The 23426-nt window shown below is 69.7% G+C and carries 21 protein-coding genes and 1 tRNA gene; 12 read left to right on the top strand and 10 right to left on the bottom strand.

The features are described from left to right. Nucleotides 1–87: 87 nt before the first annotated feature. Together AAFN86_RS12190 and AAFN86_RS12185 are read left to right on the top strand one after the other, a co-directional pair. Complete coding sequence (locus tag AAFN86_RS12190) at nt 88–1050, top strand: LysR substrate-binding domain-containing protein (RefSeq protein ID WP_347543597.1); 963 nt, start codon at nt 88–90, stop codon at nt 1048–1050. Nucleotides 1051–1228: 178 nt separating this feature from the next. Then, nucleotides 1229–1516 (top strand): flagellar basal body rod C-terminal domain-containing protein, encoded by a 288-nt coding sequence (locus tag AAFN86_RS12185; protein ID WP_347543596.1) that lies wholly within the window; start codon nt 1229–1231, stop codon nt 1514–1516. Here the strand turns inward: AAFN86_RS12185 and AAFN86_RS12180 are convergent. The 3 genes from AAFN86_RS12180 to AAFN86_RS12170 form a co-directional block, all read right to left on the bottom strand. Continuing rightward, entirely contained in the window at nt 1500–2426 is a 927-nt protein-coding gene (locus AAFN86_RS12180) for a 50S ribosomal protein L11 methyltransferase (RefSeq protein ID WP_347543595.1), read from the bottom strand. The genes AAFN86_RS12185 and AAFN86_RS12180 overlap by 17 nt on opposite strands. Next, the gene (locus AAFN86_RS12175) at nt 2426–4612 is read right to left on the bottom strand and encodes a UvrD-helicase domain-containing protein (protein WP_347543593.1); all 2187 of its coding nucleotides are present in this window, start codon (nt 4610–4612) and stop codon (nt 2426–2428) included. The genes AAFN86_RS12180 and AAFN86_RS12175 overlap by 1 nt, the downstream gene beginning before the upstream one ends. A 133-nt stretch (nt 4613–4745) precedes the next feature. Next, a complete protein-coding gene (locus AAFN86_RS12170; RefSeq protein ID WP_347543592.1) occupies nt 4746–5249 on the bottom strand; it encodes a pentapeptide repeat-containing protein in 504 nt (167 codons plus the stop codon). A 62-nt stretch (nt 5250–5311) separates the two neighbouring features. Between AAFN86_RS12170 and AAFN86_RS12165 the strand changes: the two genes are divergently transcribed. From AAFN86_RS12165 to AAFN86_RS12150, 4 genes are all read left to right on the top strand, one after another. Continuing rightward, the gene (locus tag AAFN86_RS12165) at nt 5312–6235 is read left to right on the top strand and encodes a hypothetical protein (RefSeq protein ID WP_347543591.1); all 924 of its coding nucleotides are present in this window, start codon (nt 5312–5314) and stop codon (nt 6233–6235) included. Nucleotides 6236–6334: 99 nt separating this feature from the next. Then, the gene (locus tag AAFN86_RS12160) at nt 6335–7189 is read left to right on the top strand and encodes a DUF3365 domain-containing protein (protein WP_347543590.1); all 855 of its coding nucleotides are present in this window, start codon (nt 6335–6337) and stop codon (nt 7187–7189) included. Continuing rightward, complete coding sequence (locus AAFN86_RS12155) at nt 7182–8369, top strand: serine/threonine-protein kinase (RefSeq protein WP_347543589.1); 1188 nt, start codon at nt 7182–7184, stop codon at nt 8367–8369. Before AAFN86_RS12160 ends, AAFN86_RS12155 begins: the two co-directional genes overlap by 8 nt. 51 nt (nt 8370–8420) lie before the next feature. Beyond that, nucleotides 8421–10574, top strand: coding sequence for an ATP-grasp fold amidoligase family protein (locus AAFN86_RS12150; protein ID WP_347543588.1), 2154 nt, complete (start codon nt 8421–8423; stop codon nt 10572–10574). Nucleotides 10575–10623: 49 nt separating this feature from the next. Here the strand turns inward: AAFN86_RS12150 and metF are convergent, their stop codons facing one another. Beyond that, nucleotides 10624–11478, bottom strand: a complete 855-nt coding sequence (metF, locus tag AAFN86_RS12145) for a methylenetetrahydrofolate reductase [NAD(P)H] (protein ID WP_347543741.1) — start codon at nt 11476–11478, stop codon at nt 10624–10626. 333 nt (nt 11479–11811) lie between these two features. On the opposite strand from metF, the gene AAFN86_RS12140 reads away from it, so the two are divergent. The 3 genes from AAFN86_RS12140 to AAFN86_RS12130 are packed head-to-tail and all read left to right on the top strand — an operon-like array spanning nt 11812 to nt 15190. Next, nucleotides 11812–12639 carry a VacJ family lipoprotein gene (locus tag AAFN86_RS12140; protein ID WP_347543587.1) on the top strand — a complete coding sequence of 276 codons (828 nt, stop codon included), beginning with the start codon at nt 11812–11814 and terminating at the stop codon, nt 12637–12639. A 35-nt stretch (nt 12640–12674) separates the two neighbouring features. After that, nucleotides 12675–13307 carry an ABC transporter substrate-binding protein gene (locus tag AAFN86_RS12135; RefSeq protein WP_347543586.1) on the top strand — a complete coding sequence of 211 codons (633 nt, stop codon included), beginning with the start codon at nt 12675–12677 and terminating at the stop codon, nt 13305–13307. Between the two features lie 38 nt (nt 13308–13345). After that, nucleotides 13346–15190 (top strand): discoidin domain-containing protein, encoded by a 1845-nt coding sequence (locus AAFN86_RS12130; RefSeq protein ID WP_347543585.1) that lies wholly within the window; start codon nt 13346–13348, stop codon nt 15188–15190. A 152-nt stretch (nt 15191–15342) separates the two neighbouring features. Here AAFN86_RS12130 and AAFN86_RS12125 read toward each other — a convergent pair whose 3' ends face one another. After that, nucleotides 15343–15855 carry a GNAT family N-acetyltransferase gene (locus AAFN86_RS12125; RefSeq protein WP_347543584.1) on the bottom strand — a complete coding sequence of 171 codons (513 nt, stop codon included), beginning with the start codon at nt 15853–15855 and terminating at the stop codon, nt 15343–15345. A gap of 112 nt (nt 15856–15967) precedes the next feature. Beyond that, entirely contained in the window at nt 15968–17647 is a 1680-nt protein-coding gene (gene ettA / locus AAFN86_RS12120) for an energy-dependent translational throttle protein EttA (RefSeq protein WP_347543583.1), read from the bottom strand. Nucleotides 17648–17756: 109 nt separating this feature from the next. Here ettA and AAFN86_RS12115 point away from each other — a divergent pair, with 109 nt between their 5' ends. Next, complete coding sequence (locus AAFN86_RS12115) at nt 17757–18197, top strand: MarR family winged helix-turn-helix transcriptional regulator (protein ID WP_347543582.1); 441 nt, start codon at nt 17757–17759, stop codon at nt 18195–18197. Nucleotides 18198–18223: 26 nt separating this feature from the next. Then, nucleotides 18224–19507 carry an MFS transporter gene (locus AAFN86_RS12110; protein WP_347543581.1) on the top strand — a complete coding sequence of 428 codons (1284 nt, stop codon included), beginning with the start codon at nt 18224–18226 and terminating at the stop codon, nt 19505–19507. 58 nt (nt 19508–19565) lie between these two features. On the opposite strand, the gene AAFN86_RS12105 is transcribed toward AAFN86_RS12110, so the two are convergent. From AAFN86_RS12105 to AAFN86_RS12090, 4 genes are all read right to left on the bottom strand, one after another. Then, nucleotides 19566–19638 (bottom strand) — tRNA-Ile (locus tag AAFN86_RS12105). A 20-nt stretch (nt 19639–19658) separates the two neighbouring features. Continuing rightward, on the bottom strand, nt 19659–20156 hold the full coding sequence (locus AAFN86_RS12100) for a DUF2269 domain-containing protein (RefSeq protein WP_347543580.1): 498 nt from the start codon (nt 20154–20156) through the stop codon (nt 19659–19661). 2 nt (nt 20157–20158) lie between these two features. After that, entirely contained in the window at nt 20159–21466 is a 1308-nt protein-coding gene (locus tag AAFN86_RS12095; RefSeq protein WP_347543579.1) for an SDR family oxidoreductase, read from the bottom strand. A gap of 1 nt (nt 21467) precedes the next feature. Then, entirely contained in the window at nt 21468–22730 is a 1263-nt protein-coding gene (locus tag AAFN86_RS12090) for a M20/M25/M40 family metallo-hydrolase (RefSeq protein WP_347543578.1), read from the bottom strand. A gap of 111 nt (nt 22731–22841) precedes the next feature. Here AAFN86_RS12090 and ppa point away from each other — a divergent pair, with 111 nt between their 5' ends. Continuing rightward, a complete protein-coding gene (ppa, locus tag AAFN86_RS12085) occupies nt 22842–23369 on the top strand; it encodes an inorganic diphosphatase (protein WP_347543577.1) in 528 nt (175 codons plus the stop codon). The last annotated feature ends 57 nt before the right edge of the window (nt 23370–23426 follow it).

The raw sequence follows: 23426 nt of genomic DNA, 5'->3' as shown, positions 1-23426 counted from the left end.
ACTCCAAAGCCTGGGATGCGATGGACGGTATCGACTTGAATCCATCACATCAAAGTCCGTATTCTGATGATTCCATCACATTATGCTATGGATATGCATCGCCCGAATTCACGCCAGCTCGAAGCCTTCCGCGCCGTCCTGATGGCGGGCGGCATGTCCGCGGGGGCAAGGCTGCTGAACATCACGCAGCCGGCGGCAAGTCGCCTGATCCGCGATCTCGAGGCCGGGCTGGAACTGACGCTGTTCGAACGCCGCAACGGCCGCCTGGTAGTCACGCAGGAAGGCCGCGGGCTGCAGGGTGTCGTGGAACGCCATGTCGCGACGCTCGCCGAGGTGCTGGAGACCGCGCGCGGCCTGCGTGCGTCGCGCCTGGGGCAGTTGCGCATCGCGGCCGGCGCCAGCCTGTCGCTCGAAATGCTGCCGGCCCTGCTGGCTGCGCTGCTGCGGGACTATCCCCGTGATTCCGTGCGCATCGCCACGGCCACCGCCCGGGACGTCGCGGGCCTTGTTGCGCGCGGGGAGGCCGATATCGGCTTCGCCGCGGACGTCTCGGCCGACGCGGCGGCCAACCCGGGGGTCGAAGTGGAACACCTGCCGGGACCTGAGGCCGTCTGCGCCTTGCCGCCCGGCCATCGGCTGGCGCGCCGGCGGCGGATTGCCCTGGCCGAACTCCATGACGAGATGTTCGTCAGCTTCGGCGGCGACGGCGTCTTCCCGATCCGCATCGCCACCGCGCTGCAGGCCGCGGGGGTCGTGCCGCGCATCCGCATGGTGGCAAGCAACGCGGCAATGGCCGCCCGGGCGGTCGCGCAGGGCATCGGGCTCGCAATCCTGGATCCCTTCACCGGCGACATGCTGGCGACGCAGCGCTTGACGGTGCGTCCCATCGAACCGCCCCTGCCCTATGACCTCGCGCTGTTCCGTCCCTTGGGCGGCAGCACGTCCCCCTTGGCGGAGGCGTTCGCGACGCTGGTCACGGCGGCGGTTACGCAGCGTGCCGGCGGACAGCCCGGCACGGCGGCGAGCCATGCCGAATCGCGTTGCCCGTGATCGGCCGCCGCCCAATGAAGTCCGGCGAAGTCAGGCCGGCGGATGCCGGTGCCTGAGGGCGCGACAGGCATGGCCGGTTCCGCGGATCGGTCACGATCCGCGGGATCCGGCGTTGGGCAGCCACCATCGCGGCCATCCGGTTCACGCTTTCTCAACGTCCGCCGCATAGGCTGAGACGATGCAGATTGGACCCATAGCCCCCGTCCAGGGCATGCAGCGCGCGACGGAACAACTCGACCGTGCCGCCGCGACCATGGCCAGCCCGCAGCCCCAGGCGGCGCGCGGCAGCGACCCGTCGCCGGCGCCGCCCACCGGCAACCAGGGCCTGACCGCGGCGCAGGCCAGCGGCGACCTGGAAAGCGCGATGGCCGACGCGATCCAGGCCAGCCGGGCCTATGAGGCGAATGCCAGGGCGCTGGAACAGAACGACACGATCCAGCGCCGGGCGATCAGCCTCGGCGCTTGAGCACCAGAGTGGTCCACGGTCCGACATCGATGCGCCGTTCCATCACCAACCCGGCCCGCCGATGCGCCGCCAGCACCATCCGCACCTGGGTGCCGAGCAGCCCAGCCAGGATCGCCGTCCCGCGCGGCGCCAGATGCAGCGCCAAATCCTGCGCCATGGCGCATAGCGGCCGGGCCAGGATGTTCGCGAAGATGAGGTCGTAGCGCACGCCCTTCATCAGCCGTGGCTTCCAGCCATCGGCGAGGATGGTGCGCATCCGCCGCGGCACCAGCCCGTTCATGCGCGCATTCTGTTCGCAGACGCGCACGCTCCACGGTTCGATGTCGGTGGCGAGTGCCGTGCAGGGCAGCATCTTCACCGCCGCCATCGCCAGGATGCCCGAACCGCTGCCGAGGTCGCAGACCGTGCGCGGGCGGCGATGGGCGACGCCCTCGAAGGCGCGCAGGCAGCCTTGCGTGGAAGCGTGCTCGCCCGACCCGAAGGCCAACCCGGCATCGAGCTTCAGCACCACGCGACCGTAGGTCGGCGGGTCCGGCACATGGGTCGGGCGGATGATGAAGCGGCGGCCGACCGGCATTTCCGGGAAGGCCTGCACGGTGCGGGCGAGCCAGCCCTCGGCTTCCACCGGTGCCGCCTGCACCGCCGGCGGGTCGATGCCGGCGACCATGGCGGCGAGCGCGAGCGCGGCATCCAGTTCATCGTCATGCGCGCCGGCTTCCCGCACGCCTTCGATGCGCCAGGTGTCGGTCGGTTCGTCGCGGAACAGCGCGACGGTGGTGCAGACCTGTTGCAGCGCCGCCTCGAAGACCGGCACGGCATGTTCGGGCAGCCCGTCGATCACCAGGGCTTCCAGCGGCTCGGCACGGCGGCGGGACAGCGCGCCGGGGGCGTCAGGGCCTGACGGTCGCATCAGGTCTTCTCCACGAAACTGTCGAGCAGGCGCTTCTCGCCCGCCTTTTCAAACGCGATGTCGAGCCGGTTGTCGTCGATGCCGATGACGCGGCCATAGCCGAATTTCTGGTGGAAGACGCGCTCACCCACGGTGAAGGATGACGTCGTTGCGCGGGGCTTCACTTCCCAGGCACCGGCCTCGATCATCCGGCGTGGGCGCTGGGCGAACATGCCGCCGCCGGCGAAGACCGACGGGCCGCGCTGGGCGCGTTGCGAGGTGCCTTCGCGAATGATCTCGCTGGCGGGGAGTTCATCGAGGAAGCGCGAGGGGATCTGCGACTGCCAATTGCCGAAGATGTTGCGGTTGGCGGCATGGCTGATGACCGCCACCCGGCGTGCCCGCGTGATGCCGACATAGGCGAGGCGGCGTTCCTCCTCCAACCCCTTGTCGCCGGCCTCATCGACGCTGCGGCGGGACGGGAAGACGCCTTCCTCCCAGCCCGGCAGGAACACCATGTCGAACTCAAGACCCTTGGCGCCATGCAGCGTCATCAGGGAAACGCGCTCGCCTTCCGCATCGGCGTCATTGTCCATGACCAGTGCGACGTGTTCCAGGAACGCGCCGAGGCTTTCGTAGTCGGCCATGGCGCTGACGAGTTCCTTGAGGTTCTCCAGCCTGCCGGGTGCCTCGGGCGATTTGTCCTGCTGCCACATCGGCGCGTAGCCGCTTTCATCCAGCAGCGTCTGCGCCATCACGATATGGCCTTCGACTTCCAGCATCGCGCGCCAGCGTTCGAAGCCTTGCAGCAACTCACGCAGCGCCTCGCGCGCCTTGGCCTGCTTGATCGCGCCGGTTTCCAGCGCGCGCGCGGCGGCGAGGGCCAGCGGGATGGATTCCGCGCGCGCGATGCCGTGCATCGCCTGCATCGCGGTGTCGCCCAGCCCGCGTTTGGGCAGGTTCACGATGCGCTCGAAGGCGAGGTCGTCGGCGGGCTGTGCGACGACGCGGAAATACGCCATGGCGTCGCGGATCTCGGCGCGTTCGTAGAAGCGCGCCCCGCCGATGATGCGATAGGGCAGGCCGATCGCGATCAGCCGTTCTTCCAGCGAGCGGTTCAGGAAGCCGGCGCGCACCAGGATCGCGATCTCGCCCAGCGACTGGCCGTCGCGCTTCGCCGCCTCGATGCGGTCGCCGATCATGCGGGCTTCCTCGTCGCTGTCCCAGACGGAGACGACGGTGACCTTGTCGCCTTCCGCATCCGCGCGACCCGGGCGCAGCGTCTTGCCCAGGCGGTCGGTGTTCTTGGCGATCAGGCCGGAAGCCGCGGCGAGGATGTGGCGCGTCGAGCGGTAGTTGGATTCCAGCCGGACAATCTGCGCGCCGGGGAAGTCCTTCTCGAAACGCAGGATGTTCTCGATCTCCGCACCGCGCCAGGAATAGATCGACTGGTCGTCGTCACCCACGCAGCAGATGTTCCTGTGGCCCTGTGCCAGCAGCCGCAGCCAGTAATACTGCACCAGGTTGGTGTCCTGGTATTCGTCCACCAGGATGTAGCGGAATCGCCGGTGGTAGTCGGCCAGGATGTCCGGGTTCTTGCGCAGCAGCGTGACGACATGCAGCAGCAGGTCGCCGAAGTCGCAGGCGTTCAGCGCCTTCAGCCGGTCCTGATACGCCACATACAATTCGGTCGCGCGACCGCCGGCATAGTCGGTGTCCTCGGCCGGTGTCACGGCCTCGGGTTCCAGCCCACGATCCTTCCAGCGCTGGATGGCGGCCATCAGCCCGTTGACCGGCCAGCGCTTGGTGTCGATGCGCGCGGCTTCCATCACCTGCTTGAGCAGTCGGTTCTGGTCGTCGGTGTCGAGGATGGTGAAGTTGGAATTCAGCCCGACCTGCTCGGCGTGGCGGCGCAGCATGCGCGCCGCCAGCGCGTGGAAGGTGCCGAGCCACAGCCCCTCGGCCGGCTGGCCGAGGATGGCGGAGACGCGTTCGCGCATCTCGCGCGCCGCCTTGTTGGTGAAGGTGACGGCCAGCACCTGGTTCGGGAACGCCTTGCCCTGCAACAGGATGTGGGCGAAGCGCGTGGTCAGCACGCGCGTCTTGCCCGTCCCGGCGCCGGCCAGCACCAGCAGCGGCCCGTCCACGGCCTCGACCGCCGCGCGCTGTTCCGGATTGAGCCGGATGAGATAATCCGCGCCGCTCATGATGGGCCGTGCCCGTGGCGCCGGCGCACTGTCGTGACGAACAAAGGCAGGAGGCCCACCCCCTCCTGTCGACGTCGCTGCGCGATGCCGACGGGGCCCTGGGCAGGGGGAGTTCTCTCCCCCGTCTTCTTCGTCACTGGCAATTCCCCACCGACCCCGCCGCACAGATGCGGCGCCCATCCGTCCAGCGTGCCCCGCCCAGCATCGCCCCCGAAATGTTCGCCCCCGACAGGTTCGCCCCGGTCAGGTCGGCACCTGACAGGTCCGCGCGGAACAGCGTGGCGCGGCGCAGGTCGGCACCGGCGAGGATCGCGCGTTGCAGGTTCGCCCGCGTGAAGTCCGCGTTGCGCAGGGTGGCGCGCGACAGGTCCGCCCCGGTCAGGTCGGCGGAGACGAAGCGGGCCTCGATGGCATCGGCCTCGACCAGCTTCGCGCCGGTCAGGGTGGCGCGCTGGAAGGTGGCGTCGCGCAGCACGGCGCGGGACAGGTCGGCGCCGGCGAGTTCGCTTTCCTCCAGAAGGCAGCGCCGCCACACCACCTCGGGTGCCGGGGGGTCGGTACAGCCGGCCAGGGCGGGCCCGGCGAGAAGCAGGACCAGCCCCGCGACAAGGGTGGGCAGCGAGGATGGTGTGTGCACGCCATGGGATATAGAACCTTGCGCGAACTCCTCCAACCACTGGACGGCCTGCCCTGTCTCCGTTGCGTTTCCTGGAATGGTCGGCCCGTCGGGGTGGCGCGCTGCTGGCGGTGGGCATCTTCGCCGGGCTTTTCATCCCCCCGCTTGCCGCGGCGTTCCGCGATGTCGTGACCATCACGGTGGCCGGGCTGATGACGCTGGTGCTGCTGCGGGTCGATCCGGCGCAGGTGGTGGCGTATCTGCGGCGACCGGTGCTGGTGGCGGCGCTCACCTTCTGGCTGCTGCTGGCGATGCCGGTGCTGACCTATGCTGTGGCGATGGCGGCGGGGCTGGATGGGCCGTTGGGGGCGGCGCTGGTGATCAGCGCGACCGGCTGTGCGGCCACCTCCTCGCCGGCCTTCGCCAGGATGGTGGGGCTCGACGGGGAGATCAGTCTGGTCGTCGCCGTGGTGACGACGCTGCTGGTGCCTTTCACCGCGCCGCCGCTCGCCCTCGGCCTGATGGGCATCGACCTCGCGATCTCGCTGACCGGATTGATGATGCGGCTCGCGCTGGTGGTGGGGCTGCCACTGCTGATCTCGATCGCGATTCGCCAGGCGGTGGCGGCCTCGACGCTGAAGCGGGTCGGCCCGGCGGTGGATGGCGCGGTGGTATGGCTGGTCGTGCTGTACGGCTTCGGCGTGATGGACGGGATGCTGGCGCGGCTGATTGCCGAGCCGTCCTGGGTGCTGGGGGACCTCGCACTCGCCTTCGCCGGGAATTTCGGGATGAACGCGGTGACGGCCCTGGCCTTTTTCGCGGCTGGCAAGCGGCTGGCGCTGGCGGGGGGGCTGCTGGCGGGCAACCGCAACATGGCGCTGTACCTGGCGGTGCTGCCGGCGGCGACGGATGACCGAATCCTGCTGTTCTTCGCGCTGTGCCAGTTCCCGCTGTTCCTCAGCCCCTTCCTGTTGCGACCGGTCTATGCGCGGTTGCGGCCCGCCTGAAGCGAGACCGAAACGATCCGGCAAGGCGCCGGAACCACCTTCAGCCTTGGCAGAACGGCGCCGCCGCCACACAGTCGCGCCATGGGAATTCGTGCAAAATTGAACCTCGGCCTGCTGGTGGTCTTCGCGATCGCCTTCGTCGCATCCTGGTGGTTCCTCGACCGCCAATTCGTCGCCACCGCGCGGCAGGATGTGCTGCAGAACGCGCGCATCATGATGAGCGCGGCCAACGCCGTGCGCGTCTATACCGCTCGGGAGGTCCTGCCCGCCGTGCAGCGCGACAATGAAGACTGGATCGCCCCGGTCACCGTCCCCTCCTATGCCGCGCAGACCAATTTCCGCACGGTGCGCAACGACCACCCGGACTACACCTACAAGGAAGCCGCGCTGAACCCGACCAACCCGGCCGATCGCGCGCTGGACTGGGAAGCCGACTTCATCAACAGCTTCCGCAATACGCCAGGCCAGACCGAGTTGATCGGCGAACGCGAGACACCCAGCGGCCCGACCCTGACCCTCGCCCGGCCGATCACTATCCAGAACGAGGCCTGCCTGACCTGTCATTCCACCCCCGACCGGGCGCCGGCGCGCATGGTCGCCGCCTACGGCGCCGCCAACGGCTTCGGCTGGCGGATGGGCGAGACGGTGGGCGCGCAGCTGGTCTCGGTGCCGATGGCGCTGGCCCTGCGCAGCGCCCAGGCCAATCTGTACAGCGCCATGGCCATCCTGCTGGCGATCTTCGTCGGGCTGATGGTGGCGCTGAACCTGCTGATCCACGCCATCGTGATCCGGCCGGTCGGGCTGATGTCGCGCACCGCCACCGCGGTCAGCCTGGGGCAGCAGGATGCCGAGGAATTCCCCGCCAAGGGCCGCGACGAGATCTCGGAGCTCGGCCGGGCCTTCACCCGCATGCGGCGCAGCCTGGACCAGGCCGTGAAGATGCTCGGTGACTGATGCGCGGAACGGCGTCACGACCATGAGCGGCACCTCCGGCCTGCCCGCGGCCTTCGGGCGCTACCGGCCGCTCGAGGAACTCGGCACCGGCGCCATGGGCAAGGTCTACCTGGCGATCGATCCGCTGATCGACCGCCGGGTGGCGGTGAAGGTGATCAGCGCGCAGGGCCTGTCCGAGGAAGACCGCGCGGCCTTCCTGCAACGCTTCCGCACGGAGGTGCGCGCGGCCGCGCTATGCGCCCATTCCGCGATCGTCGCCGTGTACGACTTCGCCGATGACGGGCCGATGCCCTACATCGTCATGGAATACGTGCCGGGCACCACGCTGACCGCCCTGCTGCGCCGCCCGCCGGCCGAACGCACCGCGTCCGTGCCGGGACTGGTGACATCGATGATCGACGTGCTGGCCGGTCTGCACGCCGCTCATGCGGCCGGCGTCGTGCATCGCGACATCAAGCCGAGCAACATCATGATCACCCCGCAGGGCGCGGTGAAGATCACCGATTTCGGCATCGCCCGGCTGGCCAGTTCCTCGCTGACGCTGGTCGGCGACATGATCGGCACGCCTGGCTACATGGCGCCGGAACAGGCGCTGGGCCAGGCGGTGGACCACCGGACCGACCTTTTCGCCACCGCCGCCGTGCTGTTCGAGATCCTGCACGGACGCCCGCCATTCTCCGCCGGCACCATGGCCGAGACGCTGCTCCGCCTGACCGGCCCGGCGCCAGCCGATCTCGGCCCCCTCGCCGGGACCATGATGGGCGAGGTGCTGGCCCGCGGCCTGGCCAAGGACCCGGCGACGCGCTTCGGCTCGGCCGCGGAATTCGCCGAGGCGCTGGACCGTGCGCTGGCGCAGGAAGGCAACCCGCCGATCGATGCGACGCGCGTGCTGTCACCGGCGATGCGCGGATCGACCTCGGCCTTCCCGCGCTTCCCCTCGACGGCCGGGTTCCGCGGAACGGGCATGACGCTCGCGCCGACGGCCTTCGCCCTGCCCGCGGGGGCACAGGCGAAGGCGACCGAGGCCGTGGCCTTCCTGGTCGGGCCGATCGCCAAGGTGTTGGTGCAGAAGGCGGCGGCCAAGGCAACCAGCGCGGAGGAGTTCGTCAGCCTGCTGTGCGGGCATGTCGCGCCGGAGGAAGCGGCGGGGCTGCGGCGGAAGCTGTCATCGATGCTGTAGCGCGCCGCAGGCGCTTGCGTTGCCGGCGAAACCCGCGGAACTGTCGCTGCCATGGATGATGCCCATCAACGCGGGTCACCGCGACAGCCAGGCTCCTTCCTCTATCCAAGGCCAGCCATTGCCGCGGCGGCGCCGCCCGGCGAGGCCGTCGCCATCATCCTGCGCACGCGCAACCGGCCCTTGCTGCTGGGCCGCGCCTTGGCGGGCATCACGGGCCAGACCCATGCGGCATGGCACCTGTATGTTGTGAATGATGGGGGCGATCCGGCTGCGATCGACGCCCTGCTTCGCCGGCACGGGTCGGCGCTGGCCGGGCGCGTCAGCGTCATCCATCGCGACGCGCCGCCGCACGGTCCTTGGCCGGCCGCCCAGGCGGGCCTCGACGCCATCGGGCGCGAGGGCGTGGTTTGCCTGCATGACGATGACGACAGTTGGGAACCCGGCTTCCTGGCGGCCGTCACCGGCTTCCTCAATGACCCCGCCCATGCCGGCTTCGTGGCCGTCAGCACCGGTTGCACCCTGATCGAGGAGGAGATCGCCGGCGAGACCGTCACCGAACGCTGGCGCTGCCGTTGGCCACATGGCCGTGGCCTAGTGGATCTCAGCGCCGCACTGACGGATGCGCAGATCCCGCCCATCTGCCTCGCCTTTCGCCGGGACGCGTTGTTCGAAGCCGGCGGCTTCGACGCGCGGCTCCGATTCGCGGGGGATTGGGAAGCGCTGCTGCGGCTGCTGCTGCTGGGCGAGATCGGCCATGTCGATGCGGTGCTCGCCAGCTACCACCACCGGGTGCGTGGGTCGGGCGAAGCCTATGGCAATACGGTGGTCGAACAGCAGCCGGCACGGCGCGAACAGCTGATCCTGCTGCGCAACGCCATGCTTCGGGCCGGATTGCACGGTAGGCCGGAAACGCTGGGGCTGCTCCAGGCATTGCTGACCGCCCAGGCGGAGGTCGATCCGCGGGCGCGGCTCGACGCCCTGGTCACGGAGATTGCCGCAGCGCGCAACGAGGCCGCAGCCGCGCGTGCCGCTGCCGAACAGGCCGCAACCGCCGCGGCGTCGGAGCAGGCGGGAAGGCTGGAGGCGCTGCGGCACGACCTCGCGGCCTTGCATGCCGGGCTTGCCGCCCGCTTCGACCGAATCGACGCGGATCTAGCCGAACTGCGCAAGGTGGCGGGATGGCACCGCACCCTGCTGCGCCCGCTGCGCTTCGCCTGGCACAGCGCGCTGCCGTTGCGCCGCGTGGTGGCCCGGGCCCGCGGCCGATCCGCCGATGCCGCCTCGCTCGCCCCGGACACCCCACCGCCACCCCCGCCGCCGCTGAGCCCCCGGATGTTGCGGATGCTGGATTGGCCGGTGATCGGGCCGCGCCTGCTGCGGCGCGAACTCGTCCGCCGTTTCATCAGCCACCACGGGCGGGCGCCGGAACTCGACCCGCCGCGCGGATTCAACGCCCATATGGTCGCCCGCATCCTGCGCGACCGCGACCCGCGGCTGAAGATCATCAGCGACAAGTTCGCGGTGCGGGAGGTGGTCCGGGCCGCACTTGGGGATGCCGTGCTGGTGCCGCTGCTCGGCGCCTGGGATGATCCGCGGACGGTGCCATGGGACAGCCTGCCCCTGCCCTTCATGATGAAGCCGAGCCATGCCTCCGGCCTCACCCATGCCGTGACCCGGCCGGACCAGATGCAGGCCGACTATCTCACCGCCCTGGCCTGCGAGTGGCTCGCCCATGATTACTACGAGTCGAGCCCCGAATGGGGCTATCGCGGCATACCGCGCCGCCTGCTCATCGAACCGCTGCTGAAAGGCGCGGATGGCGGGGCCCCGCTGGAGGCCCAGGTATTCACATTTGGCGGGCGCGTCACCCATATCCGCATCTGCACGGGGCCGATACGTGGGCCCGGCCGAACGAACAACTGGTTCGATACACGGTGCATGCCGTTGCCGATCAGCCAGAACTACCCGACCGGCAGCTATCGGCTGCAACCCGAGTTGGCGGAACGGCTGACCACCATGGCGACGGTTCTCGCCGCCAACTACGCCCATCTGCGGGTGGACTTCCTGGTGACGGCGGACGGGCCGCGCTTCGCGGAACTGACCCCCTACACCGGCGCCGGGGCATCGAAGTGGGACCCGCCGGAGGTCGACCTGGAGTTCGGGCGACTGTGGGATGAAGGCGCGGCGCGGATCGCCGGACTGTAAAGCGACGCCGCCGAAAGCGGCAAGGCCGTGTTTCCGGCCCCGTCACGCCTCACCCCGCCTTCGGCCGCGCCCCCAGGATATGCGCGATGGCGTAGGTCAGGTCCGGCCGGTTCAGCGTGTAGAAGTGGAACTCGTCCACCCCATTGGCCTGCAGCAGCCGCACCTGCTCGGCCGCGACCACGGCCGCGACCATGCGTCGCGTCTCCGCATCCTCGTCCAGCCCTTCGAACAGCTGCCCCATCCAGCCCGGCACCGACGCCCCGCACATGGCGGAAAACCGCTGGACGGACCCGAAATTGGTCACCGGCATGATGCCAGGGACGATCGGCACAGTGATCCCGGCCGCCAGGCACCGGTCGAGGAAGCGCAGATACACCTCGGCATCGAAGAAATACTGCGTGATCGCCCGTGTCGCCCCGGCGTCGATCTTGCGCTTGAGGAAATCGAGGTCGGCATCGGCCGACACGGCCGCCGGATGCACCTCCGGATAGGCGCCGACGCTGATCTCGAAATCGCCGATCCGTTTCAGACCGCGCACCAGATCCTCGGCCTGGGCGTAGCCGCCCGGATGCGGTTCATACCGCTCGGACCCGGCCGGCGGGTCGCCGCGCAGGGCGACGATGTGGCGCACCCCCGCCTCCCAGTACCGGCGGGCGACGGCGTCCACCTCATCGCGCGTCGCACCCACGCAGGTCAGGTGCGCCGCGGGCGTCAGCGTGGTGTCGGAAACGATGCGCGCCACCGTCGCATGGGTGCGTTCCTGGGTGGTCCCGCCGGCGCCATAGGTGACGGACACGAAGCGCGGCCCCAGCGGCTCCAGCCGCCGGATGCAGGCCCAGAGCTGTTCCTCGAGCTTGTCCGTCTTGGGTGGGAAGAATTCGAAGGACAGGCGCGGCGCGGGCATGGCGGCAGGCGCCGGCAGGCCGGCCACGCGCGGGCCGGTCAGCCAGCGGGCCAGGGTTCCGCTCAAGGCCTGGTTCATCTCTCACCTTCCCCATTCGCTGCCGCCGGGTCGCGGCGGGCGGTTCCTCTCGCCCGTCCCGGCCGGGCTGGCAAGCCATCGTCATGCGCTGCCGCGCAGCGAATCGACGCCGCGCGGCCAATCCGTCCTAGGATGGGGTGCGCGGTCGCGCCGGCAATCCCCCGGTCCACAGGGTGGAACCCGGCGCGCACGTCACCACGTCACATGGCATCAACAGCGGTTCCAAGGGCCTGCGAGACATTGTATTCCGCCCCCATGTTTCTCTCCCGATCCGGCCTGGTGCGCGCCACCATGCTCGCCGCGGCCCTGATGGCCAGCGGTTGCGCCACCCGCCCCGGGGATGACGACCCCGAGGGCCAGGCGGAATTCCGCGAAACCAACGATCCGCTGGAACCCACGAACCGCGCGATGTTCGAGGTGCATGAGGCGATCGACCGGAACGTGCTGCAGCCTGTTGCCGAGGCCTATCGCGACCTGATGCCGCAGGGCATCCGCGTCGCCATCCGCAATATCCTGGGCAATCTGCGCGCGCCGGTGATCCTCGCCGGCGACCTGCTGCAGGGGAATATTCCGCGGGCGCGCATCACCCTCGGCCGGTTCATGGTCAATTCCACCATCGGGGTCGGCGGCATCATCGATGTCGCCCGCGAATGGGGCGTGCCCGGCCATACCGAGGATTCCGGCCAGACGCTGGCGGTCTGGGGGGTCGGCGAAGGGCCGTACCTGTTCATCCCGCTGTTCGGCCCGTCCAACCCGCGCGACGTGGTGGGCCAGGCGATGGATTTCGCCATCAACCCGCTGTCCTGGTTCGGCCAGGGCGTGCTGGTGGACGTCGCCGGCTGGACGCAGCTCGGCCTGACCGTGGTGGACACGCGCGAGGCGCTGCTGGAACCCATCGACCAGGTCCGCGCCACCTCGCTCGACCCCTATTCCACCCTGCGCTCGGCCTATCGGCAGCGGCGCGGCTATGAAATCCGCAACGAGGAGGAGCGCGGCCGCGTTGTGGGCCCATCCGGCGTCACCGGCTTCGGCCAGGGTGTCACCGGACCGGCCGGCCCCGATGCGCGCCCCCCCACGCAATGACTCGGCAACCTGGAATGGCTCACTATATGACCGCCATGAACAGACGGCTCCTCCTCTCCGCCCCCTTGGTCGCCGCCGCCCTGGTGGGGCTGCCAAGCCCCGGGCAGGCACAGGTCGACCCCAGCCGCGCCACCGCCTTCATCCAGGGCGCGGGCAACGAGCTGGTGGCCGCAATCAACGACCCGCGGCTCGACCTCGCGACCCGGCGGGATCGCGTGGCCGCCACGCTGCGCCGCACCATCGACGTCGAAGGCACCGGCCGCTTCATCCTGGGCCGCTACGCCAGGCAGGCGAGCGCCGCGGAACTCGCCGAATACAATCGGCTGTTCGATGACATCATCGTGCGCAATCTGTCGGCACGCTTCGGCGAATACCGCGGGGTGAAATTCTCGCTCGGCCGCAGCCAACAGCGGACCGAGGAGGACGTGCTGGTCAACACCATCGTCGAACGGCCCAGCACCCCGGCCTTTTCGCTCGACTGGCGGGTCAGCGAGGTGGGTGGCCAGCCGCGCGTCGTGGATGTGATCGCCGAGGGAACCTCCCTGCGGCTGACCACGCGCAGCGAGTATTCGGCGGTAATCCAGCGCAATGGCGGGCGGGTGGCGTCCCTGCTGGAGGCGATGCGCAACCAGATCGCCCAGTTGGCAGCCCGCGAGGGCCGTGGCTGACGGGCATAGGCCTGCCGCGAGCCGGCCGGCTTCGCCGGGTGCGCTACGTCGCCGCCTTCCGCGTCTATCAATGGGATGCGGACATCGCGGCCTTGGCGGAGCGCTTCTTCGCCAATTGCCGTTCCGCCCGCCAGGTCGTGCTGGCCGACACCACGCATGGCCCGTTGCCGATCACGCCCTATGAGGTGGTGAACCACACGGCGGCAACGCAGCAGGCTGGGCTGCTGGAATACCCGCCCAACCGGTCGCTCTGGTACAATGTTGATTATGGGCCGTATTTCGTGCGGCAGGCCCTGCCGGACTACGATTGCTACCTCATCGCGGAATCCGATGTGGCGGTGAATCTCGACCTCGAGCCGATGGTCGCGCGCTGCATCGACGAAGGCATCGACATCGTCGCCCATGATGTGAAGCCCGCCGAACCCGGCTGGCCGTGGTACGGGGCCGGCGCTGCGCTGTACGCTGAACCGTGGCAGGCCCTGCTGTTCATGATGGTGTTGTCGGGCCGCGCGCTCGACCACCTGTTCGCCGAACGGCAGCGCCTGACGCGCGAATACCAGGCCGGACGCCTGGCCCGGTGGCCGTTCTGCGAAGTCTTCGTGCCCTCGGTCCTGAAGGCCGGCGCGTTCCGCTTCGCCCCGGTCGATGCCTTCGCCGATACGCGGCACCTGCGCTACCGTCCGCGGCTCGACATCGATGACTGGCGGGCCAACCGTCCGGGCAGCCTGGCGCATTCGGTGCTGGGGCGGCAGGCCTATATCCGGGACATGGTGGGCGCCCATGATCCACGCGGCTGGTTCGATCCGCAGGGCCGCCTGCGCCGGCTGCTGGCGCCCTACCGGCTGGCCGACTACGCCGAGGCCCTGCAAGGGCGCCTGGCGCTGCTGCCGGATGGCTCGGCCCTGATGCCGCTTCTGCAGGCCGCGCTGGCAACAGAGGCGGCGGCCCGCGATGTCCTGCCCGGCAAGCCGGCGCTGGTCAGTTCCGTCTCCCGCTGGTCACGGCACCAGGATCCCGCGCGCGAGGCCGCCGGCGCGACCGAGGCCGAAGGGTACGAAGACTGCGGCTTCCATACCGACATCGAGGATTCGCCCTGGTGGATGGTTGCGCTCGGCTCGCCGCATCAGCTCTCGCGGCTCGAGATCGTGAACCGGTGCTCCCACCCGCATCGGCTGGGTCGCTTCGTGATCGAGGCATCGGACGATGGCACGCATTGGTCGATCGTGCATGAGCACGGATCCGGGCCGGCGCCGTCCTCGAATCCGGCGGCGCCGCATGTCGTGACCTTCGCACCGCCACTGCGCACCGCCTGGCTGCGGCTGCGCAAATGCGATCGCGGCTTCCTGCATCTGCGCTGCATCAAGGCCTTCGGGACACCCCAGGATCATGTTGCCTCCGCATGCCGTGGAAGCCATGCTTCCGGCCGTTTTGAGGGCGACACCATGACAGCGCTGACCATCCAGGATCTGTTCGCCGAGAAGGCCGAGATCGCGGCGAAGCGAAAGGCCGAGGCCGATGCGGCCGAAGCCCAGCACAAGGCAGACCTCGCCGCCTTTTCCGAACGTGTGCAGACCTATGAGATCACCGATGACGACCGCGCGCGCGCCATCAAGCGCATCCGGCGCGCCTTCGATGCCGGCGAACGCGAACTGATGCTCGTGAAGTTCCCATCCGTCCTGTGCGAGGATGGTGGCCGGCGCATCAACAACCATCTCGAAGGTTGGCAGGACACGCTGCCGGGCGTCTACCAGAAGATCTATCATTGGTGGGAGAAGGAACTGAAGGCCGGCGGCTTTACCTTCTCGGCCCGCGTGATCGACTTCCCCGGCGGGATGCCGGGCAATGTCGGCGTGTTCATCGGATGGCCGGAGAGTCTCGGTTAGACCCTAGGCGGCCGGCCTCCGCCGGCCCTTCCTGCACGCCGTGCTCCGCCTGCATCGGGGACGACTGACGGTCCGACCGTGGCCGCGCCTTGTGCTCCCTGCCCGATGCATGCGCATCGGGCCAAGGAGGATCGCGCAGCATCAGCCCAGGCTCAGCTACGGCTTTCGAACATCATCATGCGGTGGCCCTGGTGGCGGAATTCGCCGGCCGGGGTCATGCCGATATCGGTCAGCACGGCGCGGGAGGCGACGTTCTCCTCCCGCGCCACGGCGATGATGCGGGGCAGGCCGGCGCGATGGGCGAAGGCGATCGCAGCCTTCGCCGCTTCGCGCGCGTAGCCCTTGCCACGGCATTCCGGCCACAGCGCGTAGCGCAGCGCGACGCCGCGCCCGTCGGGTCGTTCCATGAAGCCGCAGATGCCCAGGAAGTCGCCGGTCTCGCGTTCGAAGACGCACCAGGTGCCGTAGCCACGCACTTCCCAGAAGTCGTGATCGTCCTCGAGTTCCTCGCGCGCGCGTTCGGCCGACCGCACGCCATGCAGCATCCAGCCGAAGACGCGCTCATCCCCCTTGAGGCGGATGAGGTCCGGCAGGTTCTCCTTGCCCGGCGGGATCATCATCAGCCTTTCGGTGTTGACGATCCGTGCCGAGCGCAGCGGCATCATGCTCGCGCTCAAATGCGGCCTCCGCCTGGGGGCTTCGACTGCCGCGCCAGGACTGCCCTGGTGACAGACGGAAAAAGGAGGGGGCGCGGGGGAGTTCTCTCCCCCGTCTCCTTCACCGTGCGAGTGGCTTGTACTTGATTCGATGAGGGTCGGTTGCCGCGTCGCCGAGTCGACGTCGCTTGTCCTCTTCGTAGCTTTCGAAATTCCCCTCGAACCACTCGACGTGGCTGTCCCCTTCGAAGGCGAGGATGTGCGTCGCGAGCCGGTCGAGGAAGAAGCGATCGTGCGAGATGATGACGGCGCAGCCGGCGAATTCCATCAGCGCGTTCTCCAGCGCCCGCAGCGTCTCGACGTCGAGGTCGTTGGTCGGTTCGTCGAGCAGGAGCACGTTGTGCTCCTTCTTCAGCATCTTCGCGAGGTGGACGCGGTTGCGCTCGCCGCCCGAGAGCGAGCCCACCCGCTTCTGCTGGTCGCCGCCCTTGAAGTTGAAGGCCGCGCAATAGGCGCGCGAGGGCACGGACCGCTTGCCGATGGTGATGACGTCGTCGCCGCCGGAGATTTCCTGCCAGACCGACTTGGTGTCATCCAGCGTGTCGCGGCTCTGGTCCACATAGCCGAGTTGCACGCTGTCGCCGACGGTCATGGTGCCGGCGTCGGGCTGCTCGCGCTGCATGATCATCTTGAACAGCGTGGTCTTGCCCGCGCCGTTCGGCCCGATGACGCCGACGATGCCGCCCGGCGGCAGCTTGAAGGACAGGTTGTCGATCAGCAGCCGGTCGCCATAGCCCTTCGAGACGCCATCGGCGACGATGACGGTGTTGCCCAGCCGGGGCGCGGGCGGGATGGCGATCTCGGTCGGGTCGGGCGCCTTGTCCTGGGACGCGCGCAGCAGGTCCTCATAGGCCGCGATGCGCGCCTTGGACTTCGCCTGGCGGGCGGAGGGCGACCGCCCGATCCAGTCGCGTTCCTCGGCGAGTTGGCGCTGGCGACTGCTCTCCTCGCGTTCCTCCTGCGACAGGCGCTTGCGCTTCTGTTCCAGATACGTCGAGTAGTTGCCTTCGTAGGGAATGCCGCGGCCGCGATCGACCTCGAGGATCCAGGATGTGACGTTGTCGAGGAAGTAGCGATCGTGGGTCACGATCAGCACCGTGCCCGTATAGGCCTTCAGCGTCTGTTCGAGCCACGACACGGATTCCGCATCGAGGTGGTTGGTCGGTTCGTCGAGCAGCAGCATGTCCGGCTTTTCGAGCAGCAGCCGGCACAATGCGACGCGGCGGCGCTCGCCACCCGACAGGTTGGTCACCGCGGCATCGGGCGGTGGGCAGCGCAGCGCATCGAGCGCGATCTCGACCTGGCGATCGATCTCCCACCCATTGGCGGCGTCGATCTTCTCCTGCAGGTCGGCCTGCTCGGCGAGCAGGGTGTTCATCTCGTCTTCGGTCATCTCCTCGGCGAATTTCTCGGAGATCTCGTTGAAGCGCGCCATGGCGGCGTTGAGCTCGGCGAAGGCAAGGCGGACATTCTCGCCGACCGTCAGGTTGGGGTCGAGTTCCGGTTCCTGCGATAGGTAGCCGACGCGCACGCCCTCGGCGGCCCAGGCTTCGCCGCCGAATTCCTTGTCCTGCCCGGCCATGATGCGCATCAGGGTGGATTTGCCGGCGCCGTTCGGGCCAAGCACACCGATCTTCACCCCCGGCAGGAAGGACAGGGTGATGCCTTTGAAGATGTCTCGCCCGCCCGGATAGGACTTGGTGAGGTCTTTCATCACATAGACGTACTGGTAGGCGGCCATGGGGCGGGGAACCTGTGACGGAGGGGGTTGCCCGGGGTTCTACGGCCAGCGGAAGGGCGCGCCAAGGCGGGGGCTTGCATTAGGTGCATATACGCCTATTTTACACGCCATGATCCCGCCCCGCCCCGATGGCTGCAGCTGCCATGGCCTGCGCAAGGCGACGCGCCACCTGAACCAGCATTATGACCGGCATCTGGCGCCATCCGGCCTGAACATCGGCCAATACGCGCTGCTCTCGACGCTGGCGCGGCGCGGCCCCATCGCACCGGGTGCCTTTGCCGAGGTGATGGCGATGGACCGCACCACCATGGGCCGCAACCTCCAGCCCCTGGAACGGGAGGGGCTGGTCGCCATCACGGTCGACCCTACCGACCGGCGCGGGCGACTGGTGTCGCTGACCGCCGAGGGCCAGGCCCGTCTCGTCGCGGCGCGGCCGTTGTGGTCCGCCGCCCAGACCGCATTCGAGACCAGCTTCGGCATGGACCAGGCGCAGGCGCTGCGGACCCTTCTCGCCGAGCTCATTGCCACCGACCTCATCCCGGCGCCCTGACGCCGCACAGGACAGGATCCAACGCCATGCTGTCGGCCCCCCTTGCCTCTGCCCTGGCCCGTCGCGGCATCCACTACGGCTGGGTGATGGTGGCGCTGACCTTTCTGGTCGCGCTGTCCTCCTCCGGCGCGATGGGGGTGCAGGGGGCGCTGCTGCTGCCGCTGCAACGTGAATTCGGCTGGGAGACCGGGACGATCTCCGGCGCGCTGGCGCTGCGGCTGCTGCTGTTCGGGGTGATGGCGCCGTTCGGCGCAGCGCTGCTGCAACGCTACGGGCTGGTCCGCATGGTGGTGCTGGCGATGACGCTGGTGGTCGTGGGCTGCCTGCTGTCCCTGCGCATGACCACGACCTGGGAGCTGTGGCTGTACTGGGGCGTGATCACCGGCCTCGGCACGGGGATGACGGCGCTGATCCTCGGCGCGACGGTGGCCAACCGGTGGTTCGCCCAGCGGCGCGGGCTGGTGATCGGGGTGCTGACGGCGGCCGCGGCGGCCGGGCAATTGGCGCTGCTGCCGCTCGGGGCGTGGCTGGCGCAGGACCAGGGCTGGCGCGTCGCGATGGTGCCGGGCCTCGTTGTCTGCGCCGCCGCCACGGTATTGATGGCGCTGTTCGGCCGCGACCACCCGTCGGATCTCGGCCTCGCGGCCTATGGCGAGACCGCGGTCACGCCGCCGGCCGCACCCACCGGCAACCCCGTGCGCACCGCCTTCGCCACGCTGGCGGACGCGTCGGGCTCCAAGGTCTTCTGGATCCTGTTCGCCACCTTCCTGATCTGCGGCCTGTCCACCAACGGACTGATCCAGACGCATTTCATCCCGCTCTGTGCCGATTTCGGCATGGCGGAGGTCCAGGCTGCCTCGGTGCTGGCGATGATGGGCGTGTTCAACTTCATCGGCACCGTCGCCTCGGGCTGGCTGTCGGACCGCTACGACAACCGCAAGCTGCTGTTCTGGTATTACGGGCTGCGCGGGCTGTCGCTGCTGTGGCTGCCGTCGAGCACCTTCTCGCTCTATGGCCTGTCGATCTTCGCGTTGTTCTACGGGCTCGACTGGATCGCCACGGTGCCGCCGACGGTGCGGCTCGCCGGCCAGGCCTTCGGGCGGGACAAGGCGCCGCTGGTGTTCGGCTGGGTGTTCGTGGGCCACCAGGTGGGTGCCGCGATCGCCGCCTTCGGGGCGGGGCTCAGCCGCGATGCGCTGGCCTCCTACCTGCCGGCCTTCTACCTGGCGGGGGCGGCCTGCCTGGTGGCGGCGGTGATGGTGCTGGGGGTGCGGGCCCGGCAGGCGGCCGCGCCGGTGCCGGCAGCCTGACGCGCGGCGGTTCCCGTCGCATTGCCTGCGGCGGATGAACGCCGCGCGGCGACGGGCATGGGCCCGGCAGGACTCGAACCTGCAACCAAACCGTTATGAGCGGTCCGCTCTGACCATTGAGCTACAGGCCCATGCGGGTGCCTGATTGCCTCTACCGGCTGAGGAAATCAAACCCCGCCGACCAGAGCGCCGGTCGGGTGAGCATCAGCCAGACAATCGCCAGTACCGCGGTGAAGGCCGGAACGCCGCAGGCGAAGCAGATGCGGAACAAGCGATTGTAGGCCGCCGGCAGCGCCTGCCCCGCCTGGGCCGTGACGCGCGCCAGGTCGCGCAGCCGGATCTGGATCACCACCACCGGCAGCCAGAACATGCCCGTCAGCACGTACAGACCCAGCGAGACCAGGATCCACGGCTCGCCGAGGCTCCAGCCGATCTCCCACGCCAGCAGCGCGCCGGTGACGGGCTGCAGCACCACCGCCGTGGCGGTGAAAACGGTGTCGGCCAGCACCACCGTGCCGGCGACATGCGCGATCAGCGCGGCCTGGCGCGTCCGGTGCGCCATCAGCATGAAGAACGCGATGCCGGCACCGGTGCCGAGCAGCACGGCGGCGCCGATCACATGCAGCCAGCGGAGGATCTCCGCGGCCACGCTCACCGATCCTCGGCCAGGGCAAGCAGCGCCGCGGCGGGCAGCATAGCCGGCAGCACCTTGACCAGCGGCCCGAGCGGATCGGCCCAGAGGTCCGGCGCCAGCAACGTGCCACCGAGCAGATAGCCGGCGCTCGTCGCCAGCATGCCGAAGGCCGCCAGAGGCATGGTCCGGCGCAGCAGCACCAGCGCGCCGAGGGCGAGATCGACCGCCGCGCCGCCGACAACGAAGGCGCAGGCCGGCGCTTCCGCCAGGCCGCGCGCGGTCAGCACGGCGGCCGCCGCTTCGGGCCGCGCCAGGGCGATCGCGCCGGAGGCCAGCCAGAAGGCCGCCAGGCCGGCAACCAGCACCGGCCGCAGCAGCCACAGCCGCCCGAACCAACGTTCCTGCACGGTGGCAGGGTGGCGGCGCAGGGTCTCCGCCAGCGATGCGACGGGCCGCCCGTTCGCCGCCGCCCAGGCAGCGGGGTCGCCGAGGACGCCGCGCGCGATCTCGGCGAGCGCCGTGCTGCGCAGCGGGGCCCGCCAGCCGAGGCGGCCGAGGAGGTCGCAAATTCGCCCCGCCACATGCGCCAGCGCCGCCGGGGCCGGCCAGATTCGCAAGGGCCGCCGCCCGCTCCAGCCACGCAGCGCGATCACCAGGGCCGCCAGGCTGTGGCTCTCCGCCTCCACCAGATCGTACTGGCGCCGGTCCGGGAGGCGACCCTCGGCGGCGGCCAGCACGGCATCCGCCACATCACCGACCCCGACGGTCTGAAGGCGGGCATCAGAGAAGGGCAGCGGCAAGGGCAGCCAGGCAGGCCATGCCGCCAACGCCCGCAGCAGCGCAGTGGCGCCATAGGCTGTCGGCGCCCAGACCAGGCCCGGCCGCAGCACGACCCAACCGAGGTCCAGCCGCGCCAGCGCCGCATCCGCGGCGGCCTTGCTGCGCATGAACAGCGTCGGCGCATCCGCTGCGGCGCCGGCGGCGGAAACCTGCACCACACAGCGGGTCCCGGCGGCCGCGCAGGCCTGCCAGAGCGCCAGCATCGCCGTTTCCTGCACCGCGCGGACGTCGTCGCGCCGCCCGTCCTGCAAGGCGCCGGCGCAATTCACCGCCACATCCATGCCGGAGATCACCAGTGCCCAATCCTCGGGCCGGACGCAGGCGGCAATGTCCCGCGCGACCAAGGTGATATGCGGACGGGCCCGAGCCGCCGACGCGACGTTCCGGCCCAACCCGGTCACGGCATGGCTGGCCGCGGCCAGCCGGTCCACCACCGCGCTGCCGATCAGCCCATAGGCCCCCAGCACGAGGATGCGCAGCGCCACGCTAGCCCGCGAGAAAATCCAAGGCCGCGATGGCATGGACGCGGGCAACCGCCTCCAGCTCGGCGATGTCGGCCCATTCATCGGCGCCGCCCATGTTGTGCGGCGTCGGACCGTAGACCACGGTCGGCAGGCCCGCCATGCGGAACCAGCGGGCATCGGACCCGCCGACGCGCATGTTCACCGCGACGGTCCCGCCGAGCACCTCCTCGGCCGCCGCATGGGTGCGACGGACGATGGCGGCGGCGGGGTCGGTATGGTTCGGCTCGAATCGGCGCAGCACGCGCCAGGTGACGCCGGGCAGCGAACCCAGGCCCCCGGCCAGCGCCGCCTCGGCTTCGGCGCATGTCACGCCAACCGGCAGACGGATGTCGCAGGCCGCACGCGCCGAGGCCGGCACCAGGTTCGGCGCGGTGCCGCCCTCGATACGGCCGATGTTCACGGTGACGGCCGACAGCACCCGCGCCTCGCCCGCCCCTGCCAGGGGCTCGCTGATTGCCCGCGCGGCGGCGATGGCGGCCGTGACGGACGGCGGCGCGCCCACCGGCAGGTCGCGCAGCGCCGATACGGCATCGAGCGCGACCCGCAGCCTGTCGATGGCATTGTCCCCCAAATGGACATGGGCGCCATGGGCGGCGGTGCCCGCGGCCTCGACCTCGATCCACAGGAAGCCCTTTTCGCCAAAGCGCAGCACGCGGGGGCTGCCCGCATCGCCGATGATCACCGCACCCGCCCCCGCCAGGCCGGGGACGTGGTCGAGCAGCCACTTGGTCCCCAGCGGGCCCATGCTTTCCTCATCGCCGGCCAGCGTCAGCACCGCTTCCCCCCGCCAGGCGGCGCGGTGGCGCGCCAGCAGGGCGAAGGCGAGCATCGAGGCGGCGATGCCGCCCTTCATGTCGGCCGCGCCCCGGCCATACAGACGCCCGTCGCGGGCCTCCCCGCGCAGCGGGTCAACGGTCCAGGGCAGCGCCTCATTGACCGGGTAGGTGTCGAGATGGCCGTTGAAGGCGAGCAGCGGACCCGGCCCGGCACCGGCGATCCTGGCCACCAGGTTGGTCACCTCGGGCGACGTGGCATGCAGCGTGACCTCGGCCTCCGGCGCCAGCTCCCGGACCAGGGCGGCGGCCTCCTCGGCGCAGGCGCGGACATCGCCGGGCGGGTTGGGCGACGGTACCGCCATCAGCCGGCGGGTCAGGGCCACCACCTCCGGCGCGCGGGCGGCGACTTCGGTGGCAAAGGCAAGGTGGGCAGCGTCGGGGTGAGGCATGGTCCGAGCCTCGCCGCCGCGGCCCCGCCGCGCAACCCATGCTGCACTGCGATTGGCCGCGGCGTCCCACTCTGCTACCAGCCGCCGCGAATTCTCTTGGAGATCCATTCCATGCGCATCGACGCCATCGCGATCGGCAAGAACCCGCCCGAGGACGTCAACGTCATCATCGAGGTGCCGGTCGGCGGCGAGCCCATCAAGTACGAGATGGACAAGGAAGCCGGCACGCTGTTCGTCGACCGCTTCCTGTACACGCCGATGCGGTACCCGGGGAATTACGGCTTCGTGCCGCATACGCTGTCGGAAGACGGTGACCCGATCGACGTGCTGGTGGCCAATACCCGCCCCATCATCCCTGGCGCCGTCATCAACGTCCGCCCGGTCGGCGTGCTGCGCATGGAAGACGATGGCGGCGGGGACGAGAAGATCATCGCGGTGCCGTCCGCCAAGCTGACGCAGCGCTACGCCCATGTGCAGAACCACACGGACCTGCCGCAGATCACGCTGGCGCAGATCCAGCACTTCTTCGAACACTACAAGGACCTGGAACCCGGCAAGTGGGTGAAGGTGCTGGGCTGGGGCGGGGCGGAGGATGCGCGGCGGCTGATCGTGGAAGCGATCGAGCGGGCAAAGAAGTAAAGGCGAAGAGGGGCGCCGCCCCTCTCCGAACCTCACCCCGCCAGGGGCCAGCGGGCC

The organism is Roseomonas sp. CAU 1739, from assembly GCF_039839775.1.
Lineage (GTDB): Bacteria > Pseudomonadota > Alphaproteobacteria > Acetobacterales > Acetobacteraceae > Neoroseomonas.
The sequence above is the reverse complement of the archived record's forward strand: the minus strand, read 5'-3'. Positions and strand labels throughout refer to the sequence as shown.